General features: G+C 70.2%; 16 protein-coding genes and 1 pseudogene. 13 read left to right on the forward strand and 4 right to left on the reverse strand.

The window, feature by feature from the left end:
• The first annotated feature begins 4 nt into the window (after positions 1–4).
• Entirely contained in the window at positions 5–451 is a 447-nt protein-coding gene (locus ACFORO_RS25440) for a PH domain-containing protein (protein ID WP_377874152.1), read from the forward strand.
• 4 nt (positions 452–455) lie between these two features.
• Here ACFORO_RS25440 and ACFORO_RS25445 read toward each other — a convergent pair whose 3' ends face one another.
• The gene (locus ACFORO_RS25445; protein WP_377874151.1) at positions 456–1,253 is read right to left on the reverse strand and encodes an exodeoxyribonuclease III; all 798 of its coding nucleotides are present in this window, start codon (positions 1,251–1,253) and stop codon (positions 456–458) included.
• Between the two features lie 81 nt (positions 1,254–1,334).
• Between ACFORO_RS25445 and ACFORO_RS25450 the strand changes: the two genes are divergently transcribed.
• The 6 genes from ACFORO_RS25450 to ACFORO_RS25475 all read left to right on the forward strand — a co-directional run bounded on the left by ACFORO_RS25450 (position 1,335) and on the right by ACFORO_RS25475 (position 8,084).
• On the forward strand, positions 1,335–1,568 hold the full coding sequence (locus ACFORO_RS25450; RefSeq protein ID WP_377874150.1) for a DUF2283 domain-containing protein: 234 nt from the start codon (positions 1,335–1,337) through the stop codon (positions 1,566–1,568).
• Positions 1,569–1,636: 68 nt separating this feature from the next.
• Complete coding sequence (gene uvrC / locus ACFORO_RS25455) at positions 1,637–3,667, forward strand: excinuclease ABC subunit UvrC (RefSeq protein WP_377874149.1); 2,031 nt, start codon at positions 1,637–1,639, stop codon at positions 3,665–3,667.
• Positions 3,668–3,719: 52 nt separating this feature from the next.
• Positions 3,720–4,577: an RNase adapter RapZ gene (gene rapZ, locus ACFORO_RS25460; protein WP_020658140.1), complete on the forward strand. Its 858-nt coding sequence runs from the start codon at positions 3,720–3,722 to the stop codon at positions 4,575–4,577.
• A gap of 1 nt (position 4,578) precedes the next feature.
• The gene (locus tag ACFORO_RS25465) at positions 4,579–5,541 is read left to right on the forward strand and encodes a gluconeogenesis factor YvcK family protein (RefSeq protein ID WP_354738665.1); all 963 of its coding nucleotides are present in this window, start codon (positions 4,579–4,581) and stop codon (positions 5,539–5,541) included.
• Positions 5,542–5,577: 36 nt separating this feature from the next.
• Positions 5,578–6,567, forward strand: a complete 990-nt coding sequence (gene whiA / locus ACFORO_RS25470; protein ID WP_093574335.1) for a DNA-binding protein WhiA — start codon at positions 5,578–5,580, stop codon at positions 6,565–6,567.
• Positions 6,568–7,106: 539 nt separating this feature from the next.
• Positions 7,107–8,084, forward strand: coding sequence for an LLM class flavin-dependent oxidoreductase (locus ACFORO_RS25475; protein ID WP_377874148.1), 978 nt, complete (start codon positions 7,107–7,109; stop codon positions 8,082–8,084).
• A gap of 58 nt (positions 8,085–8,142) precedes the next feature.
• On the opposite strand, the pseudogene ACFORO_RS25480 reads toward ACFORO_RS25475, so the two are convergent.
• Positions 8,143–10,188 (reverse strand): annotated as a pseudogene (locus ACFORO_RS25480) (PQQ-dependent sugar dehydrogenase); the annotation flags it as partial.
• Between the two features lie 209 nt (positions 10,189–10,397).
• Positions 10,398–10,838 (reverse strand): PPOX class F420-dependent oxidoreductase, encoded by a 441-nt coding sequence (locus tag ACFORO_RS25485; RefSeq protein ID WP_377874146.1) that lies wholly within the window; start codon positions 10,836–10,838, stop codon positions 10,398–10,400.
• A 77-nt stretch (positions 10,839–10,915) separates the two neighbouring features.
• Between ACFORO_RS25485 and ACFORO_RS25490 the strand changes: the two genes are divergently transcribed.
• The 4 genes from ACFORO_RS25490 to ACFORO_RS25505 all read left to right on the forward strand — a co-directional run bounded on the left by ACFORO_RS25490 (position 10,916) and on the right by ACFORO_RS25505 (position 17,943).
• The gene (locus tag ACFORO_RS25490) at positions 10,916–12,379 is read left to right on the forward strand and encodes a hypothetical protein (RefSeq protein ID WP_377874164.1); all 1,464 of its coding nucleotides are present in this window, start codon (positions 10,916–10,918) and stop codon (positions 12,377–12,379) included.
• On the forward strand, positions 12,376–12,567 hold the full coding sequence (locus tag ACFORO_RS25495) for a hypothetical protein (RefSeq protein WP_377874145.1): 192 nt from the start codon (positions 12,376–12,378) through the stop codon (positions 12,565–12,567). Before ACFORO_RS25490 ends, ACFORO_RS25495 begins: the two co-directional genes overlap by 4 nt.
• On the forward strand, positions 12,567–13,370 hold the full coding sequence (locus ACFORO_RS25500; RefSeq protein WP_037814632.1) for a hypothetical protein: 804 nt from the start codon (positions 12,567–12,569) through the stop codon (positions 13,368–13,370). Before ACFORO_RS25495 ends, ACFORO_RS25500 begins: the two co-directional genes overlap by 1 nt.
• Before the next feature lie 100 nt (positions 13,371–13,470).
• A complete protein-coding gene (locus tag ACFORO_RS25505; protein ID WP_377874144.1) occupies positions 13,471–17,943 on the forward strand; it encodes a hypothetical protein in 4,473 nt (1,490 codons plus the stop codon).
• A gap of 48 nt (positions 17,944–17,991) precedes the next feature.
• On the opposite strand, the gene ACFORO_RS25510 is transcribed toward ACFORO_RS25505, so the two are convergent.
• The gene (locus tag ACFORO_RS25510) at positions 17,992–18,972 is read right to left on the reverse strand and encodes a YncE family protein (protein ID WP_377874143.1); all 981 of its coding nucleotides are present in this window, start codon (positions 18,970–18,972) and stop codon (positions 17,992–17,994) included.
• A gap of 112 nt (positions 18,973–19,084) precedes the next feature.
• On the opposite strand from ACFORO_RS25510, the gene ACFORO_RS25515 reads away from it, so the two are divergent.
• A complete protein-coding gene (locus tag ACFORO_RS25515; protein WP_377874142.1) occupies positions 19,085–19,981 on the forward strand; it encodes a LysR family transcriptional regulator in 897 nt (298 codons plus the stop codon).
• Positions 19,982–20,035: 54 nt separating this feature from the next.
• Entirely contained in the window at positions 20,036–21,475 is a 1,440-nt protein-coding gene (locus tag ACFORO_RS25520; RefSeq protein ID WP_377874163.1) for a winged helix DNA-binding domain-containing protein, read from the forward strand.
• Positions 21,476–21,805 lie beyond the last annotated feature (330 nt).

Raw genomic sequence — 21,805 nt, forward strand, 5'->3', positions numbered from 1 at the left:
CGTGATGACCGAGCAGCACACCACCCTCGTGATCCGGCCGCGCCGGGCGCTCGTCATGTGCAGCGTGCTGGCGGTGGCGCTGCTCGCGGCGTTCGTGGTGGTCGCGGTCCTGCTGCGCGGCTCGCACACCGGAGCCGTGTTCGAGGTGTCGGACCAGATCGCGATGATCGGCATCGGCATCGCGCTGTCGGCGGGCACGATGCTGTTCGGCAACGCCCGCGTCCGCGCGGACGCCACCGGCATCGAGGTCCGCAACGTCCTCGCGCGCCGCGTGTTCACCTGGGATCAGGTGCTGTCGATCAGCTTCCCGGACGGCGCGTCGTGGGCCCGGCTGGAACTGCCGGACGACGAGTACTTCTCGGTGATGGCCGTGCAGGCCGTGGACCGGGAACGCGCGGTGCTGGCGGTGCGCGCGCTGCGAAAGCTGCACCGGGCCGCCACCGAGGCCTGAGTTCTTACAGTTCCGGATCCAGTTCCAGATCCGCGACGATCGGCGCGTGGTCGGACGGTCCCTTGCCCTTGCGGGCCTCGCGGTCCACGTAGGAATCGGTGACCGCCTTGGCGAAAACCTCGTTCCCGTAGACGAGGTCGATGCGCATTCCCTTGTTGTTGGGGAAGTTCCCACCGCGGTAGTCCCAGTACGTGAACGGGTGGTCGTACTTCAGCGGCCGCGGGAAAACGTCGGACAGTCCCGCGTCGCGGAGCTTCTTCAGCGCTGCTCGTTCGGGCTCGGTGACGTGCGTGGACTCGGCGAAAACCGAGATGTCCCAGACGTCCTGGTCGGTTGGCGCGACGTTGAAATCGCCGAGCACCGCGAACGGGCGGGCGTGGTTCAGTTCTTCGCCGACGAGGTCGCTGAGCTTCTCGAACCACTCGAGTTTGTAGGCGTAGTGCGGGTTTTCCGGCTCGCGCCCGTTCGGCACGTACACCGACCAGATGCGGATCCCGCCGCACGTCGCGCCGATCGCGCGCGCCTCGGCCTGCCCGTCGAAGCCCGGTTCGCCCGGCAGCCCGCGCACCACGTCGTCGAGCCCGATCTTGGAGAGGATCGCGACACCGTTCCATCGTCCCAGCCCATACGCGGCGACCTCGTACCCGCGCGCGGTGATCTCTTCGGCGGGGAAGGCTTCGGTGGTGTTCTTGAGCTCCTGCAGGCAGAGGACATCCGGCGCGGTGCGGTCGAGCCAGTCGAGCACGCGGGGCAGCCGGGGAACGATGGAGTTGACGTTCCAGGTGGCGACGCGGACGGTCATGGCTGCTCCCTGATCGTTCGGCGGGCCGGCGAGGCTAGGCTACGGCAGGCCGGCTTCTACCGGCGAAGACGGGGAGAAGCGATGGCGGAAGTCAGAGTCACTTACGACCGAGTAGCCAACGCGGCCTACATCTATTTCACGGCTCCGGGCGATTCCACGAAGTCGGCGTACATGTATCCGTGCGACCCCGTCGCGGTCGACGGGATGATCAACCTCGATTTCGGCGAGAGCGGGCAACTGGTGGGCGTCGAGGTCCTGGCCGCGAGCAGCAAGCTGCCGCAGTACCTGCTGGACTCGGCTGAGCAGCTTTCCTGAGAGGTCGAAGCCGCCCGCAGCAAGGGGTCTCACGGAAACTGTCGGACCCTCGCCATACAGTGGGGCACGTGGCTGATCCGACCACCTACCGACCTCAGCCGGGGAGCATCCCGGACTCGCCTGGCGTCTACAAGTTCCGCGACGACGCCAAGCGGGTCATCTACGTCGGCAAAGCGAAGAGCCTGCGCAGCAGGCTGAACTCGTACTTCGCCGACCTGTCCGGCCTTCATCCGCGCACGCGGCAGATGGTCACCACCGCGGCGAGCGTCGAGTGGACCGTCGTCGGCACCGAGGTCGAGGCGCTCCAGCTGGAGTACAACTGGATCAAGGAGTTCGACCCCCGGTTCAACGTCCGCTACCGCGACGACAAGAGCTACCCGGTCCTCGCCGTCACGCTGAACGAGGAATTCCCCCGGCTGCACGTCTACCGAGGCGCGCGCAAGAAGGGCGTCCGCTACTTCGGGCCGTACTCGCACGCGTGGGCGATCCGCGAGACGCTCGACCTTCTCCTGCGCGTTTTCCCGGCCCGCACCTGTTCCACCGGCGTCTTCCGCCGCCACGGGCAGATCGGGCGGCCGTGCCTTCTCGGCTACATCGACAAGTGCTCGGCCCCGTGCGTGGGCCGGGTGTCCGCGGACGAACATCGGGCGATCGTCGAGGACTTCTGCGACTTCCTCGCCGGCCGCACGGACGCGATGGTGAAGCGGCTCGAACGCGAGATGGCCGCCGCGTCCGAGGAGTTGGAGTTCGAACGCGCCGCGCGGCTGCGGGACGACTTGGGCGCGTTGCGTCGCGCGATGGAGAAGCAAGCCGTGGTGTTCGGCGACGGCACGGACGCGGACGTCGTCGCCTTCGCGCACGACGAACTCGAGGCCGCCGTACAGGTGTTCCACGTGCGCGGCGGGCGCGTGCGCGGGCAGCGCGGGTGGGTGATCGACAAGGCCGAGGAGATGGACGTCCAGGCGCTGGTCGACCACTTCCTCACCCAGTTCTACGGCGAGGAATCCGACCGCGTGGGCCGCGACGACGTCGAGACCGGCCCGGTCGTCCCGCGCGAGGTGCTGGTGCCGGAGCTGCCCGCGGACGCCGACGCGGTCGCCGAGTGGCTGTCCGGCCTGCGCGGGTCGCGCGTGCGGCTGAGGGTCGCGCAGCGCGGCGACAAGAAGGCGCTCGCGGAAACGGTGGAGCGCAACGCCAAGGAGGCGTTCACCCAGCACAAACTGCGCCGCGCGGGCGATCTCACCGCGCGGTCCGCGGCGCTGCAGGAACTCCAGGACTACCTGGCGCTCGACACCGCGCCGCTGCGCATCGAATGCATCGACATCAGCCACATCCAGGGCAGCGACGTCGTGGCGTCGCTGGTGGTGTTCGAGGACGGGCTGCCGCGCAAGTCCGAGTACCGCAAGTTCGCGCTGCGCGAGGCGGCGACCGAGGGCGACGTCGCGTCCATCGCGGAGGTCGTGCGTCGGCGATTCCACCGTTATCTCAAGGAAACCGCGGAAAACGCCGCCGAGACAACGGAAATCGCGGACGAGACCGCCGAGGAAGCGGGGGACGAGGCGGTCCGCCCGGTGCGCGCCGGGATCGACCCGGAGACCGGCCGCCCGCGCAAGTTCGCCTACCCGCCGAACCTGCTGGTCGTCGACGGCGCGGGCCCGCAGGCCACCGCGGCCGCGGACGTGCTCGCCGAACTCGGCATCACCGACATCGCCGTCGTCGGGCTCGCGAAGCGGCTCGAAGAGGTGTGGCTGCCCGGAGAACCGGATCCGATGATCCTGCCGCGCACGTCCGACGCGCTGTTCCTGCTGCAGCGGCTGCGCGACGAGGCGCACCGGTTCGCCATTCGCTACCACCGCGAAAAACGCGCCAAGCGCATGCAGACGTCCGAATTGGACAGTGTGCCCGGACTCGGGCAGGCTCGGCGCACCGCGCTGATCAAGCACTTCGGCTCGGTGAAGAAGCTCAAGCAGGCCCGGGTCGAGGAAATCGAAGCGGTGCCCGGTTTCGGCAGGCGCACCGCCGAGGCCGTGGTGGCGGCACTGGCCGGGGAGACCGGCGCCGCACCGCGGGCAGTACCGGGAGGGGACCAGGGGTCGTGATCGGGAAGGAAGCACACAAGTGAGTGCGGAAGAGGAAAAACGGGGCAGCGGGATGGAGGTCGCGGTCGTGTCGGGCCTCTCCGGCGCCGGCCGCTCCACGGCGGCCAAATGCCTGGAGGACCTCGGCTGGTTCGTGGTCGACAACCTGCCGCCGGAGCTGATCGCCACGATGGTCGAGCTCGGCGCGCAGGCGCGGGGGGCGATCACGAAGGTGGCGGTGGTGATGGACGTGCGTTCGCGCGCGTTCACCGACGACCTGGCCTCGGTGATCAAGGACCTGGACGCGCGCGGGTACAAGCCGCGCGTGCTGTTCCTCGAGGCCACCGACGCGGTGCTGGTGCGCCGCTTCGAATCGGTCCGCCGCGGCCACCCGATGCAGGGCGACGGCAGGCTCGCCGACGGCATCACCGCCGAGCGCAAGCTGCTTTCGCCGCTGCGCGAAGAGGCCGACCTGGTGCTCGACACGTCCGCGCTGTCGGTGCACGACCTGCGCGCGAAAATCGAGGACGCGTTCGGTTCCGAGGCCAGCACGCAGACCCGCGTCACCGTGTTGTCCTTCGGCTACAAGTACGGTTTGCCGATGGACGCCGACCTGGTGATGGACGTGCGGTTCCTGCCGAACCCGTTCTGGATCCCGGAGCTGCGCGAGCACACCGGCCTCGACGGCGAGGTGCGCAATTACGTGCTGTCGCAGGAAGGCGCCGAGGAATTCCTCGACCGCTACCACCAGCTGCTGCGGCTCATCGGCGCGGGCTACAAGCGCGAGGGCAAGCGGTACCTGACGCTCGCGGTCGGCTGCACCGGCGGCAAGCACCGCAGCGTCGCGATCTCCGAGGAACTCGCCCAGCGACTGTCCAATGAGGACGGCATGGCAGTAAAGGTGGTGCACCGGGATCTTGGCCGGGAGTGACGTGCGCGCGGTGGCGCTGGGCGGGGGACACGGGCTGCACGCGACGCTGACCGCGCTCCGGCGGATCACCCGCGCCGTCACGGCGGTGGTGACGGTGGCCGACGACGGCGGGTCGTCCGGCAGGCTGCGGCGCGAACTGGGGCTGCTGCCGCCGGGCGACCTGCGCCAGGCGTTCGCCGCCTTCGCCGCGGAGGACGGCGGGCGGCTCTGGGCGGAGGTGTTCCAGCACCGCTTCGGCGGCGACGGCGCGCTCGCCGGGCACGCGGTGGGCAACCTGCTGCTCGCCGGGCTGTTCGAGGTGCTCGGCGACCCGGTGGCCGCGCTCGACGAGGCGAGCAGGCTGATGGGCATCTCCGGCCGCGTGCTGCCGATGTCGCCGGAGCCGCTGGAGATCGAGGGCGAGGTCAGCGGCCTCGACAGCGAGAACCCGGACGCGATCCGGCGGATCCGCGGCCAGGTCGCGGTCGCCAGCACGCCCGGCCAGGTGCACCGCATCACCTTGCACCCGGCGGGCCGCCAGGAACGCCCGCCGCGCGGCTGCGCGGAGGCGATCGAGGCGGTGCTGGAGGCGGACGTAGTGTTCCTCGGCCCCGGCTCGTGGTTCACCAGCGTGCTGCCGCACGTGCTGGTCCCGGATCTGCACGACGCGCTCGTGCGCACGAGCGCCACCAAGGTCGTCGTGCTGAATCTTGTCCCCCAACCGGGGGAAACCGGCGGATTCTCCCCGGAGCGGCATCTGGACGTACTCTTCGAGCACGCGCCCGCGCTGCGGGTCGACGCCGTCGTCGCGGACCGTGATTCCGTCCCTGACCCGGCAAGCCTGCGCCGGGCGGCCGAACGCCTGGGAGCGAGGGCCTGCCTGGGGGCGGTGGCCGACCCGGTCGTGGCGGGACGGCATGATCCTGGTGCGCTCGCCCAGTGCATGCGAGAGGCACTAGGCCTCGGCGGGGAGCACTGTGGGTGACGGCGGGCGCGCAGCGAAAGGCAGGAGGGGCAGTACATGGCGATGACCGCCGCGGTGAAGGACGAACTGAGCCGGCTCGAGATCACGAAGATCGGGCCGCGCCGGGCGGAGGTCGCGTCGCTGCTTCGCTTCGCGGGCGGGCTGCACATCGTGGCCGGCCGCGTCGTGGTCGAGGCGGAGCTGGACACGGGTTCGGTCGCGCGGCGGCTGCGCAAGGAGATCCACGAGCTGTACGGGCATCATTCGGACGTGCACGTGATCACCGCGAGCGGCGGCCTGCGCAAGGGGACGCGGTACGTCGTGCGCGTGGTGAAGGACGGCGAGGGCTTGGCTCGGCAAACCGGCCTGATCGACCAGCGCGGACGCCCCGTGCGCGGCCTGCCCGCCGCCGTGGTGTCCGGCGGGGTGGCCGACGCCGAAGCGGCCTGGCGCGGTGCCTTCCTGGCGCATGGCTCGCTGACCGAACCGGGCCGTTCGTCGTCGCTGGAAGTGACCTGCCCGGGTCCGGAAGCGGCGCTGGCGTTGGTCGGTGCCGCCCGCCGGATGGGCATCCAGGCGAAGTCCCGCGAGGTACGGGGCGCGGACCGGGTCGTGGTCCGCGACGGTGACGCCATCGGAGCCCTGCTGACCCGCCTGGGCGCGCACACGAGCGTGCTGCAGTGGGAAGAACGCCGGATGCGCCGGGAGGTCCGCGCGACCGCCAACCGCCTCGCCAACTTCGACGACGCGAACCTGCGCCGCTCGGCCCGCGCGGCAGTCGCGGCGGCTGCCCGGGTGGAGCGCGCGCTGGAGATCCTGGGCGACACCGCCCCGGACCACCTGCTCGCCGCCGGCCGCTTGAGGCTGTCGAACCGCCAGGCGTCGCTCGAGGAACTGGGCCAGCTGTCCGACCCGCAGATGACGAAAGACGCGGTAGCCGGACGAATCCGGCGGCTGCTGGCGATGGCGGACAAGCGGGCGAAGGAACTGAGCATCCCGGACACCGAATCAGCGGTGACGCCGGAAATGCTGGAAGAAGAAGCCTGACGGCTGCTGCTGGCGCCGCGGCCGAGGGGAACGACGGCTGCGGCGCTGGCAGGCGAGAGGCGCTCGGCACGTGGCTGAGGGCGGCGCGGCTGCTGGTGCTGCGGCCGAGGAGAAGGACGGCAGCCGGTGCCAGGCAAGGCGAGAGGCGCTTGGCACCTGGCTGGGGGCGGCGCGGCTGCTGGTGCTGCGGCCGAGGAGAAGGACGGCAGCCGGTGCCAGGCAAGGCGAGAGGCGCTTGGCACCTGGCTGGGGGCGGCGCGGCTGCTGGTGCTGTGGCCGAGAAGAAGGACGGCAGCCGGTGCCAGCCAAGGCGAGAGGCGCGCAACGCCCGCGGTCCCAGCCGCGACGAACCCGCGAGGAAGCCCTGGTCCGCTGCCAGGCGGGCTCGTGCGTGGCGATGCCGGTGAGAACCGGGATTAGCGCTCACGAGGGCACCCGGACCGCACCCCGCCCGGCTCAGCGGCGTCGCCCCGGCAAAACCCCGTCCACAGTGGACAAATCACCCCCGCCACACCACCGGGTTCGCTACCGTGGGGGCCATGATCGATGTGCCGCTTTCCGCACTTGAACTCGCGCTCGTCGAAGCCGGGCAGTCGGCCACGGCGGCGCTCGGGCCGCTTTCCACAGTCGCTCGGCGGCTCGACGACCTTGGCTACCACCGCCTCTGGTTCGCCGAGCATCACGGTTCCCCGGCCATCGCCAGCGCGTCCCCGCAGGTGCTCGCGGCGTACGCGGCCGCGGTGACGTCGCAGGTGCGGGTCGGGTCCGGCGGGGTCCTCGCGCCGAACCACGCGCCGTTCGCGCTGGCCGAGCAGTTCGGCACGCTCTCCGCTCTTAGCGGCGGCCGTGTTGACCTCGGCGTCGGACGCGGGCCCGGCGCGCTTGATCCGGAGATCATCCGGGCGCTGCGCCGAGGAGCCGAACCGGCGGGAGAGGCCGACTACCACGCGGATGTCGACGAGTTGCTGAGGCATCTCGGCGGCGAGAAGGTGCTCCCGGGCGGAGTGACCGTTCCGGAGCCGTGGCTGCTCAGCTCCAGTCCGGCGGGCGCGGAGGTCGCGGCCGAGCGCGGGCTGCCGATCGCGTTCGCGCATCACATCCGGCCGGACAACACCGCGCCCTCGCTGGAGCGGTACCGGGAGAAGTTCCAGCCGTCGAAGTGGCGGTCCGAGCCGTACGTGCTGCTGTGCGTAGAGACGATCTGCGCGGACACTGACGCCGAGGCCGAATACCTGTCCGGGCCGATGAACGTCCTCAAATCCCACCTGCTCACCGGCGGCGGGGGAGACCAGCCGATGCTGACGCCGGAGCAGGCCGCCGAGTACGAGTTCGCGCCGGAGATGGTTCCGCAGCTCGCGCACTTCCGCGCGGCGCAGGCGTACGGCGAACCGGAGCAGGTCCAAGCGCGGCTGGCTGAGCTGGCGAAGCAGACTGGTGCGGACGAAATCATGGTCACGGTCCCGGTCTTCGACGCGAAGGCGCGCATCCGTTGTTACGAACTGGTGGCCGGAGCCTGAAAGAATGAGGTGCGGCAGGGGTGACCGGCGCCGCTCCGGTCACCCCTGCCGCGGCTTATCCGGCGATCGCCGCGCCGGGGAACTTCAGTTGCACCACCACGTTGTCGATGGTGTCCGGCGTGCCGCCGAGCTTGTCGTTGTTCGTCGAGGTCACCCACAGGTGCCCGTCGGGGGTCTTGGTCACCGAGCGCAGGCGGCCCCAGCGGCCGGAGAACACCGCGGACACCGTGCCGATGCTGTCGCCCTTGATCTGCGTCGCGAACAGCTGCTTGCCGGTCACCGCCGCGATGTAGATCCAGTCGTTCACGATCTCGATCCCCGACGGCCCGGCCTGCGAGGTCGGCCACGTCTTCTTCGGCGCGATCGTCCCGCTGCAGTCGCCGATCGTGCCCTCGCAGGCCGACCAGCCGTAGTTGCCGCCCTTCTGGATCAGGTTCAGCTCGTCCTGGCTGCTCTCGCCGAACTCCGACGACCACAGCCGCCCTTGCGAATCCCAGGCGAGGCCCTGCGGGTTGCGGTGCCCGTAGCTCCAGACATACCGGGCGTTGCCGCCGGTGGCGTAGAACGGGTTGTCGCTCGGCGCGGAACCGTCCGGGTTGAGCCGCAGGATCTTGCCGTTGAGCGAGCTCTTGTTCTGCGCGTTGGCCTTCACCTTCGCGTCGCCGACGGTGGCGTACAGCTTGCCGTCCGGGCCGAACGCGATGCGGCCGCCGTTGTGGTACTGGTTCTTCGACATGCCGGTCAGCACCGGGGTGGTGGTCTTCGACAGCGTGGTGCCGTCGTAGGTGACCTTCACGATCCGGTTGTCGCTGGACGACGTGTGGTACAGGTACACCGCGTGGTCGGTGTTCCACTGCGGCGAAATCGCCAGCCCGAGCAGCCCGCCCTCGCCGTTCGTCGTGACCACGCCGGGGATCTTGCCGAGCGTCGTCTTCTTGCCGTCCGGGGTGATCTGCAGCAGTTCGAACCGGTCCCGTTCGGTCACCAGCGCGTTGCCGTTCGGCAGGAATCCGACTGCCCAGCCGAGGTCGACCTTCGCGATGTCCTTGTCGTACGAAGGGATTCCACCGCCGGCACCGCTGCTGTTGGTGGTCTTCGCGGTGACCGCGTTGCTCGCCGCGGACGCGTTTCCGTTGGGGTCACGCGCCTTCACGGTGAACGTGTAGGACGTGTTCGGCTTGAGGTCGGTGACCGTCGCCGAAGTCTGCGTCGTGGTCGAGACGACGTCCTTGCCCTGGTACACGTCGTAGCCCGCGATCGAGCCGCTGTCGTCGGTGGAAGCCTTCCAGGACAACGAGATGCTGTCCGACGTGCTGCCGGTGGACTTGAGCGAACCGGGCACGCTCGGCGGGGTTTTGTCGTCGCTGGGCGGGGTTTTCACGCCGACGACGTTGCTCGGCTGCGACGGGTTGCCCGCCGCGTCGTAGGCGATCACCGAGATGTCGTACGACGTGTTCGGCGTCAGCTGGTCGACGGTCGCCGAGGTCGTTTTGCCGTCCACGACCTTCAGCGTGTTGCCGCCGCGGTTGATCTCGTACCGGGTGACGCCGACGTTGTCCGTCGCCGGGTCCCAGCGGAAATCGGCCGCGGTGGGCCGGATGTTCGACGCCTGGAAGTTCTTCGGCGGCGTCGGCGGCTCGTTGTCGGCCGGTGCGCTGAAGCTGTCGGTGATCTTGTCGGTGTTGGGCCCGCCGTTCGCGGACGCCGAAACGGTGCGGACGTGGTTGACGCCCGCGGTGAGCTGCACCGTCGCGGTGACGGTCTTCCACGTCGTCCAGGAACCCGTGGCGGGGAAGGAAACCGTGCCCTTGTCGCCGCCGTCGACCACGAGCTTCATCGGCCGGTCGTCGGCGGTTCCGTTGGCGTAGCGGAAGGTCAGCGTGTGCGTGCCGGCCTGTGCCGCGTTGACCGAGTAGTCGGCGTAGCTGCCGACGAGATTGTCGAAGTCCACGAATCCCTTGCCGGAGTACCCGGAGTGGTTCGTGGCGATCTTGGCCTGGGAGAGTGTCGCGTCCTCGGACTCGTAATCCCCGGTCGCCGCGGTCGCGGTCACGGGGGTCAGCAGTGCGCAGCCGAGCGCGGTCGCCGCGGTACCGGCGAACAGCGCGCTCAACGTCGAGCGTCGTGCCACGGGGGCCTCCTGCTTGAGGGGGATCGGGGCGGCGGCGGAAATGCTCAAGAGTCTTCGTTAGGAAAGTTTCCTATTTATCGGGACAGATCACACACCCTCGGCAGGTGCGGTGTCAATAGTGCGATCGCGGCATCACGCTCCGCAGCGAGTGCCGCGGAGCGTGCTGCCGGGTGAACCGAAGGTCAGAAGCCGGCGATGTCCGCCCGCGCGATCACCTTCGTGATCCTCGCCCGGACGAGGGATTCTTCGGGGACGGCGTTGCGCTCGCCGTAGGCCGGGCCGTTCTCCTCGCCCATGTACCGCGCGCCGAGCCGGGTGGCCCACTCCCGCATTTCGTCGAGGTCGTGGTGCAGCTCCGCTTCGGCGGTGAACTGGACGTACGAGAACGGCGGCCGCTGGTCGTCGACGGCCAGCGAGAGCCGCGCGTCGCGGCGCAGGGCCTTGCCTTTCAGCGTGTCGGTGCCGGTGGTGAAGATCAATTCGTCACCGGCAGGCCCCTCGTTCAGCAGAAACCACACCGGCGTGACGACGGGCGCCCCGTTGGCCCGCACGATCCCCAGCATCCCGGTCCGCGTGCCCTCGCTCGCGAACTCCCACCACTCCGCCCTGCTCATCTCCCGCATGCCCGCCACGCTAGCCGTCCGCGTGTGCGGGCGCCCGGGCAGGCCGACTAGCCTGACCTGCTGTGCGATACGACGAGATGGGCGCGGCCGGGCTCGCCGACGAGGGGCTGACCCGTCGGCTGAAGGCGCTCGCCTGCACCGCGCCGTTGCACGACCTCGACGCGCGCAAGGCGAAGCTCGACTGGGCCGACGCCACCGTCTACCAGATGGCCGAGATCGCGCTGCACACGATCGACCAGGTCACCATCGCGATGGACTTCGACACCGGCGCGGGCCACGACCAGGTCATCGACCGGCTGCTGCCGTTCATCTCGCTGCAGGCGCCCTCGCGGATGCCGGAAGAGCACGTGCGCGTCGCGAAGTGGGTGCTGGACAACCTGATCAACGTCGGCACCACCGACCGCGGCTTCCGGCGCGTCTACGGCTCGCTCGGTCCCGGCGGCTACCAGCGCCGCCAGTTCGACTTCAAGCTCCTGGTCGAGCTGGCCGCTCCGGATGGCGAGGTGTACCTGCGCGCCACCGACGAGGCGATCAACGTGCTGGTCGGCGCGCTGGACACGGACGTCGAGTCGGCGCAGATCGCGGCCGAGGTGAAGCTGGAGAACCTGATCAACCGCGGCCGCCTCGCCGACGCGAAGCTCGCCGCGGAACAGGCGCGCTACCGCACCGTGCAGTACGGCGAGACGCTGCGCGCGAAGCTCGATGCCACCCGCCGCGACGTGCGCGCGGTCGACTGGGAGAGCGAGGTGCCGGAGCTGATCGAATCGGCGCTCGGGCACATCGAGTCCCGGTTCCGCGCGGAAAACGCGATCCTGAAGAACATCACCACCGCACGGGACGAATCCGAGGACGCCGACCACAAGCGCCGCGCGGCCGAACTGGTCGACATCGTCGCCGACTGCATCCGGCGGCACACCCGGCTCCAGTCGCGGCTGGCCGACGCCGGTGCGGTCTTCCGCGCCGAACAGGACCGCCAGCAGTTCTCCGGACCGCCGCAGCGGGCCACGATCGACCTGTTCGGCCAGCTCCTGATGCCGACGCTCGGACTGCCGCTCGCCGACGCCACCGCGCCCGCCGAGCACTTCTTCCACGCCGTCGCGGGCATCACGACGCCGGTCGTGCCGTCGCTGTCCTCGCTGGTGTCGCTGTTGCTGCGGCCCGCCCCGGAACGTGACCAACTGGTCGGCGAGGTGCCGGAACCGGAGCTGGTGCCCGCCGAGGTGACCGACCGCTTCGGCGACGACGTGTGGCGTCTCGCCGACGAACTGCTCGACCTTCCCGACGTGCCGCGCCGGCTGTCCGGGCTGCTGGAGGACGCGCGCCGCTCCGGACAGCCGAACCTGGCGTCCCTGGTCGCGCTGCGTGCGGTGCACGCTTACAGTCCCGAGGTCGGCGCGGCGCGCCGGCAGGGGGAACGCCACGTGCTGCTCGCCGTCGACGACGGCACCCTGCTCGACGACCCGGACTTCGGCGGGGCCGATCTGCTGCTGTCCACCGCGGAGGTCGAACGAGCTGACGACGAGACCGAGGAGGTCGCTTGAGCAAGTTTCTCTCGGCGCGCCTCGAACGCCCCAATGCCACATTGGGTGCGTGTGCTGCACCGAATGTGGCGTTGGGTGCATGGGACGCACCCAATGTGGCGTTGGGTGCGTGCGACGCACCCAATGCCACATTGGGGCGCTTTGCGATCGGCCACGACGAGCACGACGAGACCGAGGAGGTCGCCTGATGCCCGTGACGCACACGAGCGTCGACGCCGAGGCCGCCGCGCGCCTCGTCGCTTTCGGCATGCGCCCGAAGCAACTGCCCGCCCGCGACGTCGTGTACGGCGAGCTGGTGCGCCGCTACGGCGAGGACAACGCGTTCAAGGCGCTCACCCACGCCGTCGCGTCCGGGCTCGGGCTGATGGTGCTGGAGGTGACGCAGCAGGCCGGCTGCGTGCTCGCCGCCACCGACGAGTCCGTCTTCGAGATCAAGATGGACAGCTACGCGCGGCAAGCCAAGATCCGCGAGCGGCGCGAGACGGAAAAGGTGCTGCACGGCCTGATCCACCTCGCGACGGCCGCGCTCGGCTACCCGCGGCCGGACGACCTGGCCAACGACACCTACATCGGCCGCGTGAGCGTCGAGCAGGTCGACGCGATGGTCCGCGAAGCCGCGCGCGTGCTTGACGAGCGGGCGCAGCTGGCCGAGGCGAACAACGACCCGCTCGCGGACGCGCCGGAGCTGGAGCAGGCATGGCGCGCGTACGCCCGCCGTCCCGCCGCCGCGGCGACGAAGGACGGCCGGATGGCGGCGGACACGACGCGCGGCATGGTGTCGCGGGCGCTGCGTTTCCTTGCCGATCAAGGCTTTTTGGTGCAGGTGAGCGACGAACAGGGCGGCACTTACCGGACGACGCCGCGGTATCAGATCCAGGTGCGGGAGCTGGCCGCGGACGCCGCGTTCGACGACCTGCTCGCGCTCGACGTCGTCGCGGTCGCCGGGGCCGGGGGAACACTGCGCGCGACCGCCTCGGACACGCTGCAGTGAGGGAACCGAAGTCCGTGAGGGGAACCCTGAGGGAATCAGAGTCCCTCAGGGTTCCCTTCACGGACCAGCGGGCGGAACAGGCGCGGTAGAGGGGAAACGGATGTACGAGCTTTCGCGGGTCCGCCTGCATTCGGTGGGCCCGGCGGGCGCCCGGTACCAGGACGTGGTGCTGGACTTCAGCGGCGTCGGGGCCACGATCACCGCGCCGAAGCAGGACGCGCTGTTCTCCGCGGGCATCCACGCGGGCGGCCCGGTGCGCCGCCCGTCGCCGGCGAGCGTGCTGTTCCTGGAGAACGGCGGCGGCAAGTCCGTGCTGATCAAGCTGATCTTCTCGGTCATGCTGCCCGGGCGGCGCCAGGTCGTGGGCACCACGAGCACGAAGGTGCTGGAGAAGTTCGTGACGGCCAAGGACGTCGCGCACGTGGTGCTGGAGTGGCTGCACGTCGAGACCGGGCAGCGGGTGATCACCGGCAAGGTGTCGGAGTGGCGCGGGCACGTGACGTCCGCGGACTCGGAAAACCTGGTCGACTCCTGGTACTGCTTCCGCCCGACCGCCGACGTCGCGCTCGATTCGCTGCCGCTGACCGAGGACGGCAGGCTGCTGACGATGTCCGGGTTCCACGACCGGATCGCGGGCGCGGCGATGGCCGAACCGGAGCTGGAGCTGTTCTGGACGCGCCGGCACCACGAGTGGACCGGGCGGCTCGACCTGCTCGGCCTGGACACGGAGCTGTTCCGCTACCAGCGCGCGATGAACGCGGGCGAGGGCGAGGCGGCCGACGCGTTCCAGTTCTCCACCGACGAGGCGTTCGTGGAGTTCCTGCTGCGCGCGGTGCTGTCCGAGGACGAGCCGAAGGACCTCGCCGAGGTCGTGTCGACGTACGCGAACAACCTGTCGCAGCGCGGCGATCTGATGGCGGAGAAGGACTTCGTCGAGGGTGCGCTGGAACTGCTGGGCCCGCTTGCCGAGGAAGAGGGCGTGGCCGCGGCGTCGCGGCGGATCGCGGAATCGGCGCGGGAAGACCTCGGCGAGCTGGCCGGGCGGATCCACGCGCGCAACGAGCTGGAGAACGCGCGGCTGTCGGGTCTGGAGGAGCACGTCGAGGAGGTGCGGTCCGCCGAAAAGCTCGCCGAGGGCGACCATCGGCGGCTGACCGCGGGTGTCACCGAGCTGCGTCGGCTGGTCGCGGTGCTGCGGCTGGAAGAAGCGCAGATCGAACGGGAGCGCGTCGACGGCGAGCTGGCCGAGGCGAAGACGCAAGCCGAGGCGTGGCGCGAAACCGCGACTGTGCTGAACCGGTTGAACGCCGCGCGCAAGGCGAAAGACCTGCGCGAGCTGGTCGGAAACCGCGAGGAGAAGGCGAAACCGGCGCTGGCCGCGCGGGATGCGGCGGCGGTCGCGTTGGGGCGCGGGTTGATTTCGCTGGCGCGTGATGCCCAGCGGCAGGCGGACAAAGCCGAGGCGCACGCGGACGCGTTGCGCGCTGAAGCGGAAAAGGCGCAGACCGAGCGGGACGAGGCGGCGAACCTGGCCGCTGGCCGTCGGGCTGAGGCACGCGGGCTGTCGTCGCGGATCGCTGAGCTGCGCGAGGAGATCTCGGAGTCGGTCCGCAGTGGACTGTTGACGTCCGGTGCGGACGTCGCCGAGTCGGCCAGGGCGGCGCGGGCCGAAGCGGAGGCCACGACGGCGGAATCCGTTCGCCGGGAACAGGAACTCGACCGGGCCGGCGAGGATCTGCAGGCGGCGCAGCGTTCGGTCAACGAGGCACACCAGCTCGCCGGATCCACTCAGGACCGTCTCGTGCGCGCGGCCGAAGACCTCGAACGCGCGCACCGGCGTACTGACGCGCTGGCCGCTGAGCCGCGGTTGATGGAGCTGCTCGGCGCGGACGACGTCAAGCTGGAGAGCGACCTTCCGGTGCTGCTGCAGCGTTTGCGGGACGCGAGCGCGGCGGTGGAGAAGGAACAGACCGCGCTGCGGATGGAGGAGTCGGCCGACGAACGCGCGCTCGCCGCGCTCGGTTCGGGCGGGCTGCTGCCGCCGCCGGAGGACGTGCAGGCCGCGCTGGATGCGTTGGAGCAGGCCGGAATCACCGCGTGGTCGGGCTGGCGTTATCTGTCCAAACTGGACTCGGTGCGGCGCGACGAGGTGCTGGAGCGGATGCCGCAGCTCGTCGCCGGGGTGCTGCTGAACGACGCGGCGCAGGTGAAGCGGGCGCGTGAGGTGCTGTCCTCCGAGCGGCTGCTGCCGAGCGCGGTCGTCGCGGTCGGCACCACGGACGCGTTCCAGGATGCCGATGTCCCGGCGGCGGCGGGCGTCGAGTTCCTCGTGCCGCCGAACCCGGCGATGTACGACGAGGAAGCCGCCGACACCGAGCGGGAAGCCGTGGCGCAGCGGCATGCGGAACGGCAGCGCCGGCTGGAGCAGCTGTCGGAGTCGCTGGCCAACGACGGCGCGTTGACGTGGAAGCTCACCACCTGGCGCGAGGACTACCCGGCCGGTGCGATCGGGACGCTCGCTGAGCAGGCCGAAACCGCTCGCGTCGCGCGGGAGACCGCGCAGACCGCGCTCGGGCAGGCGGAGGCGGAATTCGCCCGGTTGAGCGAAAAAGCCACCTCTTTGCGGGAACGTGTCCCGGCATTGCGGACGGCTGCCGCGGAAGCCGAGGAGAAGGCGCGTCGGCTCGGCGAACTGTCCACTCGGGCCGCACGCGTCGCGGAATGGACCGAAGAAGTCGAGCGGGCAACGGAAATCGCGGAACGCGCGGAGACGTCGGCAGCCGAGGCGTCGGCGCGGGCGGCGCGGTTGCGCGAGCAGGCGGGGGAGGAGCAGCGGACCGCCGACGGACACCGCCGCACCGTCACCACCGCGCGTTCCGAACTGGCTGAGGTGCCGGGCGCGGCGGAGCTGCCGGAGGACGTCGAAGCGCCTTCGGAACCGGTGGACGCCTTGCGGCGCACCTTTGCGTCGGCGTCGGAGTCGTATGCGAAGGTCGAGGTCGGCAGCGACCTCCGCGCCGAGTTGGAGCAGGCGGAATCCGCTGAGGCGGCGGCCTCGTCCGCGCTGGAGGCACTGGACGAAGAGGTCCGAGTGCGTGCCGCGACCTTGCTGGAGACAGCGGACGGTTCGGACGCTTCCGCGCGGGCGGCGGCGTTGGCGCGGGCGCGGCGGGTCGTCGACGCTTTGGAGGAAGAGCGCACCGAGGCGATCGGCCAGGTGTCGACGCGTCGGGCCGAGCTGGACGTCCTGCCGTTGCAGACCGGCGTCGCTTCTCCGGCCGAGCGACCGCGCGACATCGAGCACGGTCTTGAGCTGATCGACGCGGCTTCGCTGGAAGTGTCCGCGGCGGCCCGGAAGTGGGAAGAGCTGCAGGAACGCCGAGCGGCGGCGGACGCGACGCTGGACGCGGCCAAGGTTTCGGCGTCCGGCTTCGGGCTGCTGTCGGAATCGTTGGCGCACTTGCGTTCTGAGGATCCGGCCGATGCGTACGACGGCGATGTCGAGTCCGCGCGGACTCGGTACAACCAGCTCAACACCGTGCTGAACGACGCGCAGTCGGCGGCCGACTCCGGCGACCGGCGGGTGCGCGCGGCGGCGGACCAGCTGGCGCAGTACGCGACCGAGAAGCGGTTCGAGAAGCTCAGCACGCCGGTGCGGCAGCAGGTGATTTCCGTCAAGCGGGACCAGCTTCCCGCGCACGCGGCGGAATGGGGCGAGGCGCTGCGGCCCCGGTTGCGGACCCTCACCGACGACCTCGCGCAGATCGACCGGCACCGCGGCGGCATCATCACGCGGCTGCAGGGCATGGTCGAGGGCGCGTTGCGCACCCTGCGCTCGGCGCAGCGGGTGTCGCGGCTGCCCGACGGGCTCGGCGACTGGTCCGGCCAGGAATTCCTGCGGATCCGGTTCACCGAGCTGGAAGACCATGTGCTGGCGGAAAAACTGGGCGAGGTCGTCGACGAGGCGGCCGCGGGCAAGACCGCCGACGGCCGCGACGTGAAGCGCGACGGGCTGTCGCTGGTGCTGCGCGGGGTGCACGTCGCCTCGCCCAAGGGGTACCGGGTCGACATGCTCAAGCCGGACTCCGTGCTGCGCACCGAACGTCAGCGGGTGTCCGAAATCCGCGACGTCTTCTCCGGCGGCCAGCAGCTGACCGCGGCGATCATCCTGTACTGCACGCTGGCGGCTTTGCGCGCCAACAACCGGGGCAAGGCGCGGAACCGGCATTCGGGTGTGCTGTTCCTGGACAACCCGATCGGCCGTGCTTCTGCCGGGTACCTGCTGGAACTGCAGCGGGCCGTGGCGGAGGCGTTGGGCGTGCAGCTGATCTACACGACTGGCCTGTTCGACGCGGGCGCGCTGGCGGAATTCCCGCTGATCGTGCGGCTGCGCAACGACGCGGACCTGCGCGCCGGGCGGAAGTACCTGTCGGTGGACGCGACGATCCGGAACTCCCTCGACGACCTCGGGGATCCGGACGGGGTCGCACGGCTTTCGGCGACGCGGATGTTCAGCCGGGCATCTACTTCTCCTTCGGTGGATTCGCCTGCCGAAGAAGAACAACCGGCCTGACGGCTGGCGCGCGGTCTGTCCTGGCGGCACACCGCGCGCCGAGACCCGTCAGCCGACGGGCACGTATGCCAGCCCGTGTCCGCCCGGTGCTCCCGCCGCTTCGGTGTCCAAAGTGGTCACCAGGGTGCGGGTCTCGAGATCGATGACCTCCACCGCGGTCGATGCCGCTCCGGACACGAAGGCGATCCGGCCGTCCGGATCGGACAGGATGGCCAGTGGAAACTCCGTCCGCAGCTCCATCGAGCCGAGCAACTCGTTGCTGGCAGCCGAAAACGCCAGCAACTGCCCGCCCAGCTCGGCGGCGAGCACCTCGCCCGCGGTTGTGCAGTGGATCGGCAGCACCGGACGTTCCGTCTGAAGGACGGTTTCGAGCGACCCGGTAACCGCGTCGAACACCCGGACTCCGGGCGTCGCGCGAACCGGCTCGGTGCCGTTGTCCAGATACGGCGTCGCGACGTACAACCGCTTGCCGTCCCGGGAAACCTCCAGCCCCTCGCTGCCCGGCACGGAGACGCGTTCGACCTCTCCACTGTCCAAGTCCACAAAGGACACGAACGGCGCTTCCTTGTTGGTCACGAACCCGCGCCGCCCGTCCGGGCTGATCGTGACCCAATGCGGCCCGGGCGCGCCGGTCGCGAGATGCCGCACCGGTCGCCGCGTCGCGGTGTCGACCACCACGAGACCACCTTCGCTCCCCGGGCCAGCCTCGACGGTCGCGTACAACAGCCCTCGCATCGGGTCGACCGCCAACCCGTGCGGCGCGTGATCCGGCGAGAGATCGACGACCTCCAGAATCTCACGCGAATCCGGATCGATCGCCGTCAGCTCGGTCGCCCGCTCGCCGTGGCGGTGATAGGCCCCGTCGCGGTACGCGCTCGCGCACCAGACCAGCCGGTGGACCGGGTCGAAGCAGAGATCGTGCGGCTGGGCAGGCACTTCGACGGTGCCGAGATGCTTCCCGGACCCGACGTCGAAGAACGCGACCGCGGGCCCCTTCGCTCCCGCGACCGCGAGTATCGCTTCTCGCATAGGTTTTCTCCTCTGGTGGCTTGCCAGCTCCACTCTGGGCTGTCGCGGATTGCGCGTCGATGCAAGAATCGGCACGGAATTCTTCCGCTGCACGCAAACCTTCCGGATGGCCATGGACCTCAACCTCTTGCGCGTACTGGACGTCCTTCTGCAGGAAGGCAGCGTCACGCGCGCCGCGGCCAGACTGGGCAGCTCGCCCGCCGCGGTAAGCCGCACCCTCGCCAAACTGCGCCGCGCCGCCGGTGACCCGCTGCTGGTGCGCGCGGGCCAAGGCCTGGTCCCGACCCCGCGCGCGCTGGAACTGAAGGACGAAGTCACCGCCCTGGTGCACCGCGCCGACCGCATCCTGGGCCCCGGCCCCGGCTTCACCCCCGCGGACCTGCGTCGCACCTTCACCATCCAAGCCGCCGACCTGGTGGTCAGCGGCCTAGCTGGCCCCCTTGCCGCGTGCATCCAGGCCGAAGCCCCGCACGTCGAGGTCGTCTTCCTGCCTGAGTCCACTGAGGACAGTGGTGCCCTGCGCGACGGCCGGGTAGACCTCGAGATCGGTGCCGCCGGTCATCACGACCCCGAAACCCGCACAGAACCTCTGGTGCAATCGGCAGTCCTGGGCATTGCACGGCAAGGAAATCCACTCTTCGACGCGCGGGTGGATCCAGCGCGCTTCGCCGCCGCCGAGCACATCGGCATCTCCCGCCGAGGCAAGCAATCCGGCCCGATCGACACCGCGCTGGCTCAGCTGGGCCTGCATCGCCGAGTCGCCGTAGTAGTCCCCGGCCACCCGAGCGCCCTGATCCTGGCGAGCAGCAGCGATCTCGTGACCATCGGCATCGCGGGCTGGCTGGACCCGTTCCTGACTGCTCTGGGCTTGCGAACCTTCGACATCCCGCTGGACCTGCCCCCGATCGAACTGGGCCTGGCCTGGCACCCGCGCACCGCCGCAGACCCCGCCCAACTGTGGTTCCGGGCTCGTGTACGCACCGCCATGCTCGCCGGTATGTCCACTTGACCAGCGCGGAGGCGATTTCTGTCGGACCCTCCTGGTAGGAATCGAGTCGTGAAGATGACCCTCGCCCAGCGCCGGGCCCGCCTCGGCGTACGCCACCACCTGGCGGCCCGGACGACGACCGTCGAGGAAGCAGTCGACGGCGTCGTCGCGCTGCACGCCACCGATCCCGCCTCGGTGTACCTGTCTTCGTGGTCGCGCGTGCACGGGGTCTCGGTCGCCGATGTCGAAGAAGCCCTGTACTCCCGGCGCACCCTTTTGCGGTTGTTGGGCATGCGGCGCACCGTGTTCGTCACCGATGTCGCCACCGCCGCCCAGGTACAGGCGGCCTGTTCCTACGACATCGCCGCCCGCCAACGCCGCCTGCTGGAAAAGCAATTGGGCACCCTGGGCCACCCGGACAACGTCCCGAATCCCGCCGAATGGCTGGACGAGGTGATGGCGAGTGTTGAAAAAGCCTTGCGCGCCAGAGGATCGGCAACCGCCCAGCAACTGGCGGACGACGAACCGCGGCTGCGCCAGCAACTGCAGATGGCTAAGGGAAAGCCGTACGAGTCGATCGGCAACGTGACCAGCCGGGTGTTGTTCCAGCTGGCCGCAGAAGGACACATCGTGCGGGGCCGCCCGCGGGGGAGTTGGCAAAGCACGCAGTACTACTGGTCCCCGCTGACCGATTGGCTGGCAGAAGGCGCCGCCGGATCCGGCTCTGGCCCTGACGACAACCCGGGCCGCCCCGCCGCCCGTGCCGGTTCGGGTCACGCCGACCCCGGCGGCGGAACCGGGCGAGGCCGCTCCGATTCGGAAGCCGTTGGCGGTTCGGGCCGCTCCGATTCCGGTGGCGCAGCCGGGCGAGGCAGCTCCAGTTCGGGCGCTGTTGGCGGTTCGGGCCGCCCCGCGGCCGGTGCCCGTTCGGGCCGCTCCGATGCCCGGCCACCTCGTCCCGCCCCTGGTTCCGCTGACTGGCCAGCCCTCTCCGAAGACGAAGCCCGAGCCGCCCTGGCCCGGCGATGGCTTTACGCCTTCGGTCCCGCCCCGGTCGCCGACCTCCGCTGGTGGACCGGCTGGAATGCGGGCCAAACGAAAACGGCGCTGGCCGCCGTCGGCCCGGCAGAGGTGGACCTGGACGGCGAACCGGCAATCGCCCTGCCCGACGACCTCGCCCCGGTCCCCGCACCCGACCCGTGGATCGCCCTGCTCCCGGCCCTGGACCCAACGGCGATGGGCTGGCAGTCGCGAGACTGGTACGTCGGCCCGCACCACGCCGCCTTGTTCGATCGCAGCGGCAATATCGGCCCCACGGTCTGGAGCGACGGCCGGATCGTCGGAGCCTGGTCTCACCGCCCGTCCGGCGAAGTCGTGGTTCGCCTGCTGGAGGACGTGGGAGCCGACAAGACCGCCGCGGTGGACGCCGAGGCAGCCCGGCTGAGCGAATGGCTGGGGGAGGCGCGAGTGGTGCCGAAGTTCCGCACCCCGGCGGAGAAGGAGCTGTCCGGATAGCCGCCTCCGCGGGCAGCCCGGCAGATCGGGGAGGCTTCAGCTGCGTTCGGGCGCGGGTCGCGAGAACGTGTGCGACTGCTCGCCGTTCGCGGTCAGTTGGGCGGCGGTGAGGCTGGTGACCGCGCTCGAGCCGAGGTCGCCGGGCAGCTGCCGCTTTGCTGATTGCCGTCGGCCAGGGACTCAAGCTGCGCAGCCCACATCCGCTGACTATCCACAAAGGACGCTAACAGTGTCGGAATGCCCGATTTGTCGCCATGTGGCCGCGTCCTGAAGTCCGTGAAGGACTCCTTGAGGGTTCCTCTGTGTTTGTCAAGTGGTTGGGTTCGGGGC

The sequence above is a fragment of the Amycolatopsis halotolerans genome (assembly GCF_042647905.1).
Classification (GTDB): Bacteria; Actinomycetota; Actinomycetes; order Mycobacteriales; family Pseudonocardiaceae; genus Amycolatopsis; species Amycolatopsis halotolerans.

Coding starts and splice junctions, on each gene's coding strand:
- ACFORO_RS25445 (WP_377874151.1), bottom strand. CDS start 1,253: ATGACCGTCCGCGTCGCCACCTGGAACGTCAACTCCATCGTTCCCCGG.
- whiA (WP_093574335.1), top strand. CDS start 5,578: ATGGCGATGACCGCCGCGGTGAAGGACGAACTGAGCCGGCTCGAGATC.
- ACFORO_RS25440 (WP_377874152.1), top strand. CDS start 5: ATGACCGAGCAGCACACCACCCTCGTGATCCGGCCGCGCCGGGCGCTC.
- ACFORO_RS25500 (WP_037814632.1), top strand. CDS start 12,567: ATGCCCGTGACGCACACGAGCGTCGACGCCGAGGCCGCCGCGCGCCTC.
- ACFORO_RS25475 (WP_377874148.1), top strand. CDS start 7,107: ATGATCGATGTGCCGCTTTCCGCACTTGAACTCGCGCTCGTCGAAGCC.
- ACFORO_RS25520 (WP_377874163.1), top strand. CDS start 20,036: ATGACCCTCGCCCAGCGCCGGGCCCGCCTCGGCGTACGCCACCACCTG.
- ACFORO_RS25485 (WP_377874146.1), bottom strand. CDS start 10,838: ATGCGGGAGATGAGCAGGGCGGAGTGGTGGGAGTTCGCGAGCGAGGGC.
- ACFORO_RS25515 (WP_377874142.1), top strand. CDS start 19,085: ATGGACCTCAACCTCTTGCGCGTACTGGACGTCCTTCTGCAGGAAGGC.
- ACFORO_RS25490 (WP_377874164.1), top strand. CDS start 10,916: ATGGGCGCGGCCGGGCTCGCCGACGAGGGGCTGACCCGTCGGCTGAAG.
- ACFORO_RS25450 (WP_377874150.1), top strand. CDS start 1,335: ATGGCGGAAGTCAGAGTCACTTACGACCGAGTAGCCAACGCGGCCTAC.
- ACFORO_RS25505 (WP_377874144.1), top strand. CDS start 13,471: ATGTACGAGCTTTCGCGGGTCCGCCTGCATTCGGTGGGCCCGGCGGGC.
- rapZ (WP_020658140.1), top strand. CDS start 3,720: ATGGAGGTCGCGGTCGTGTCGGGCCTCTCCGGCGCCGGCCGCTCCACG.
- ACFORO_RS25510 (WP_377874143.1), bottom strand. CDS start 18,972: ATGCGAGAAGCGATACTCGCGGTCGCGGGAGCGAAGGGGCCCGCGGTC.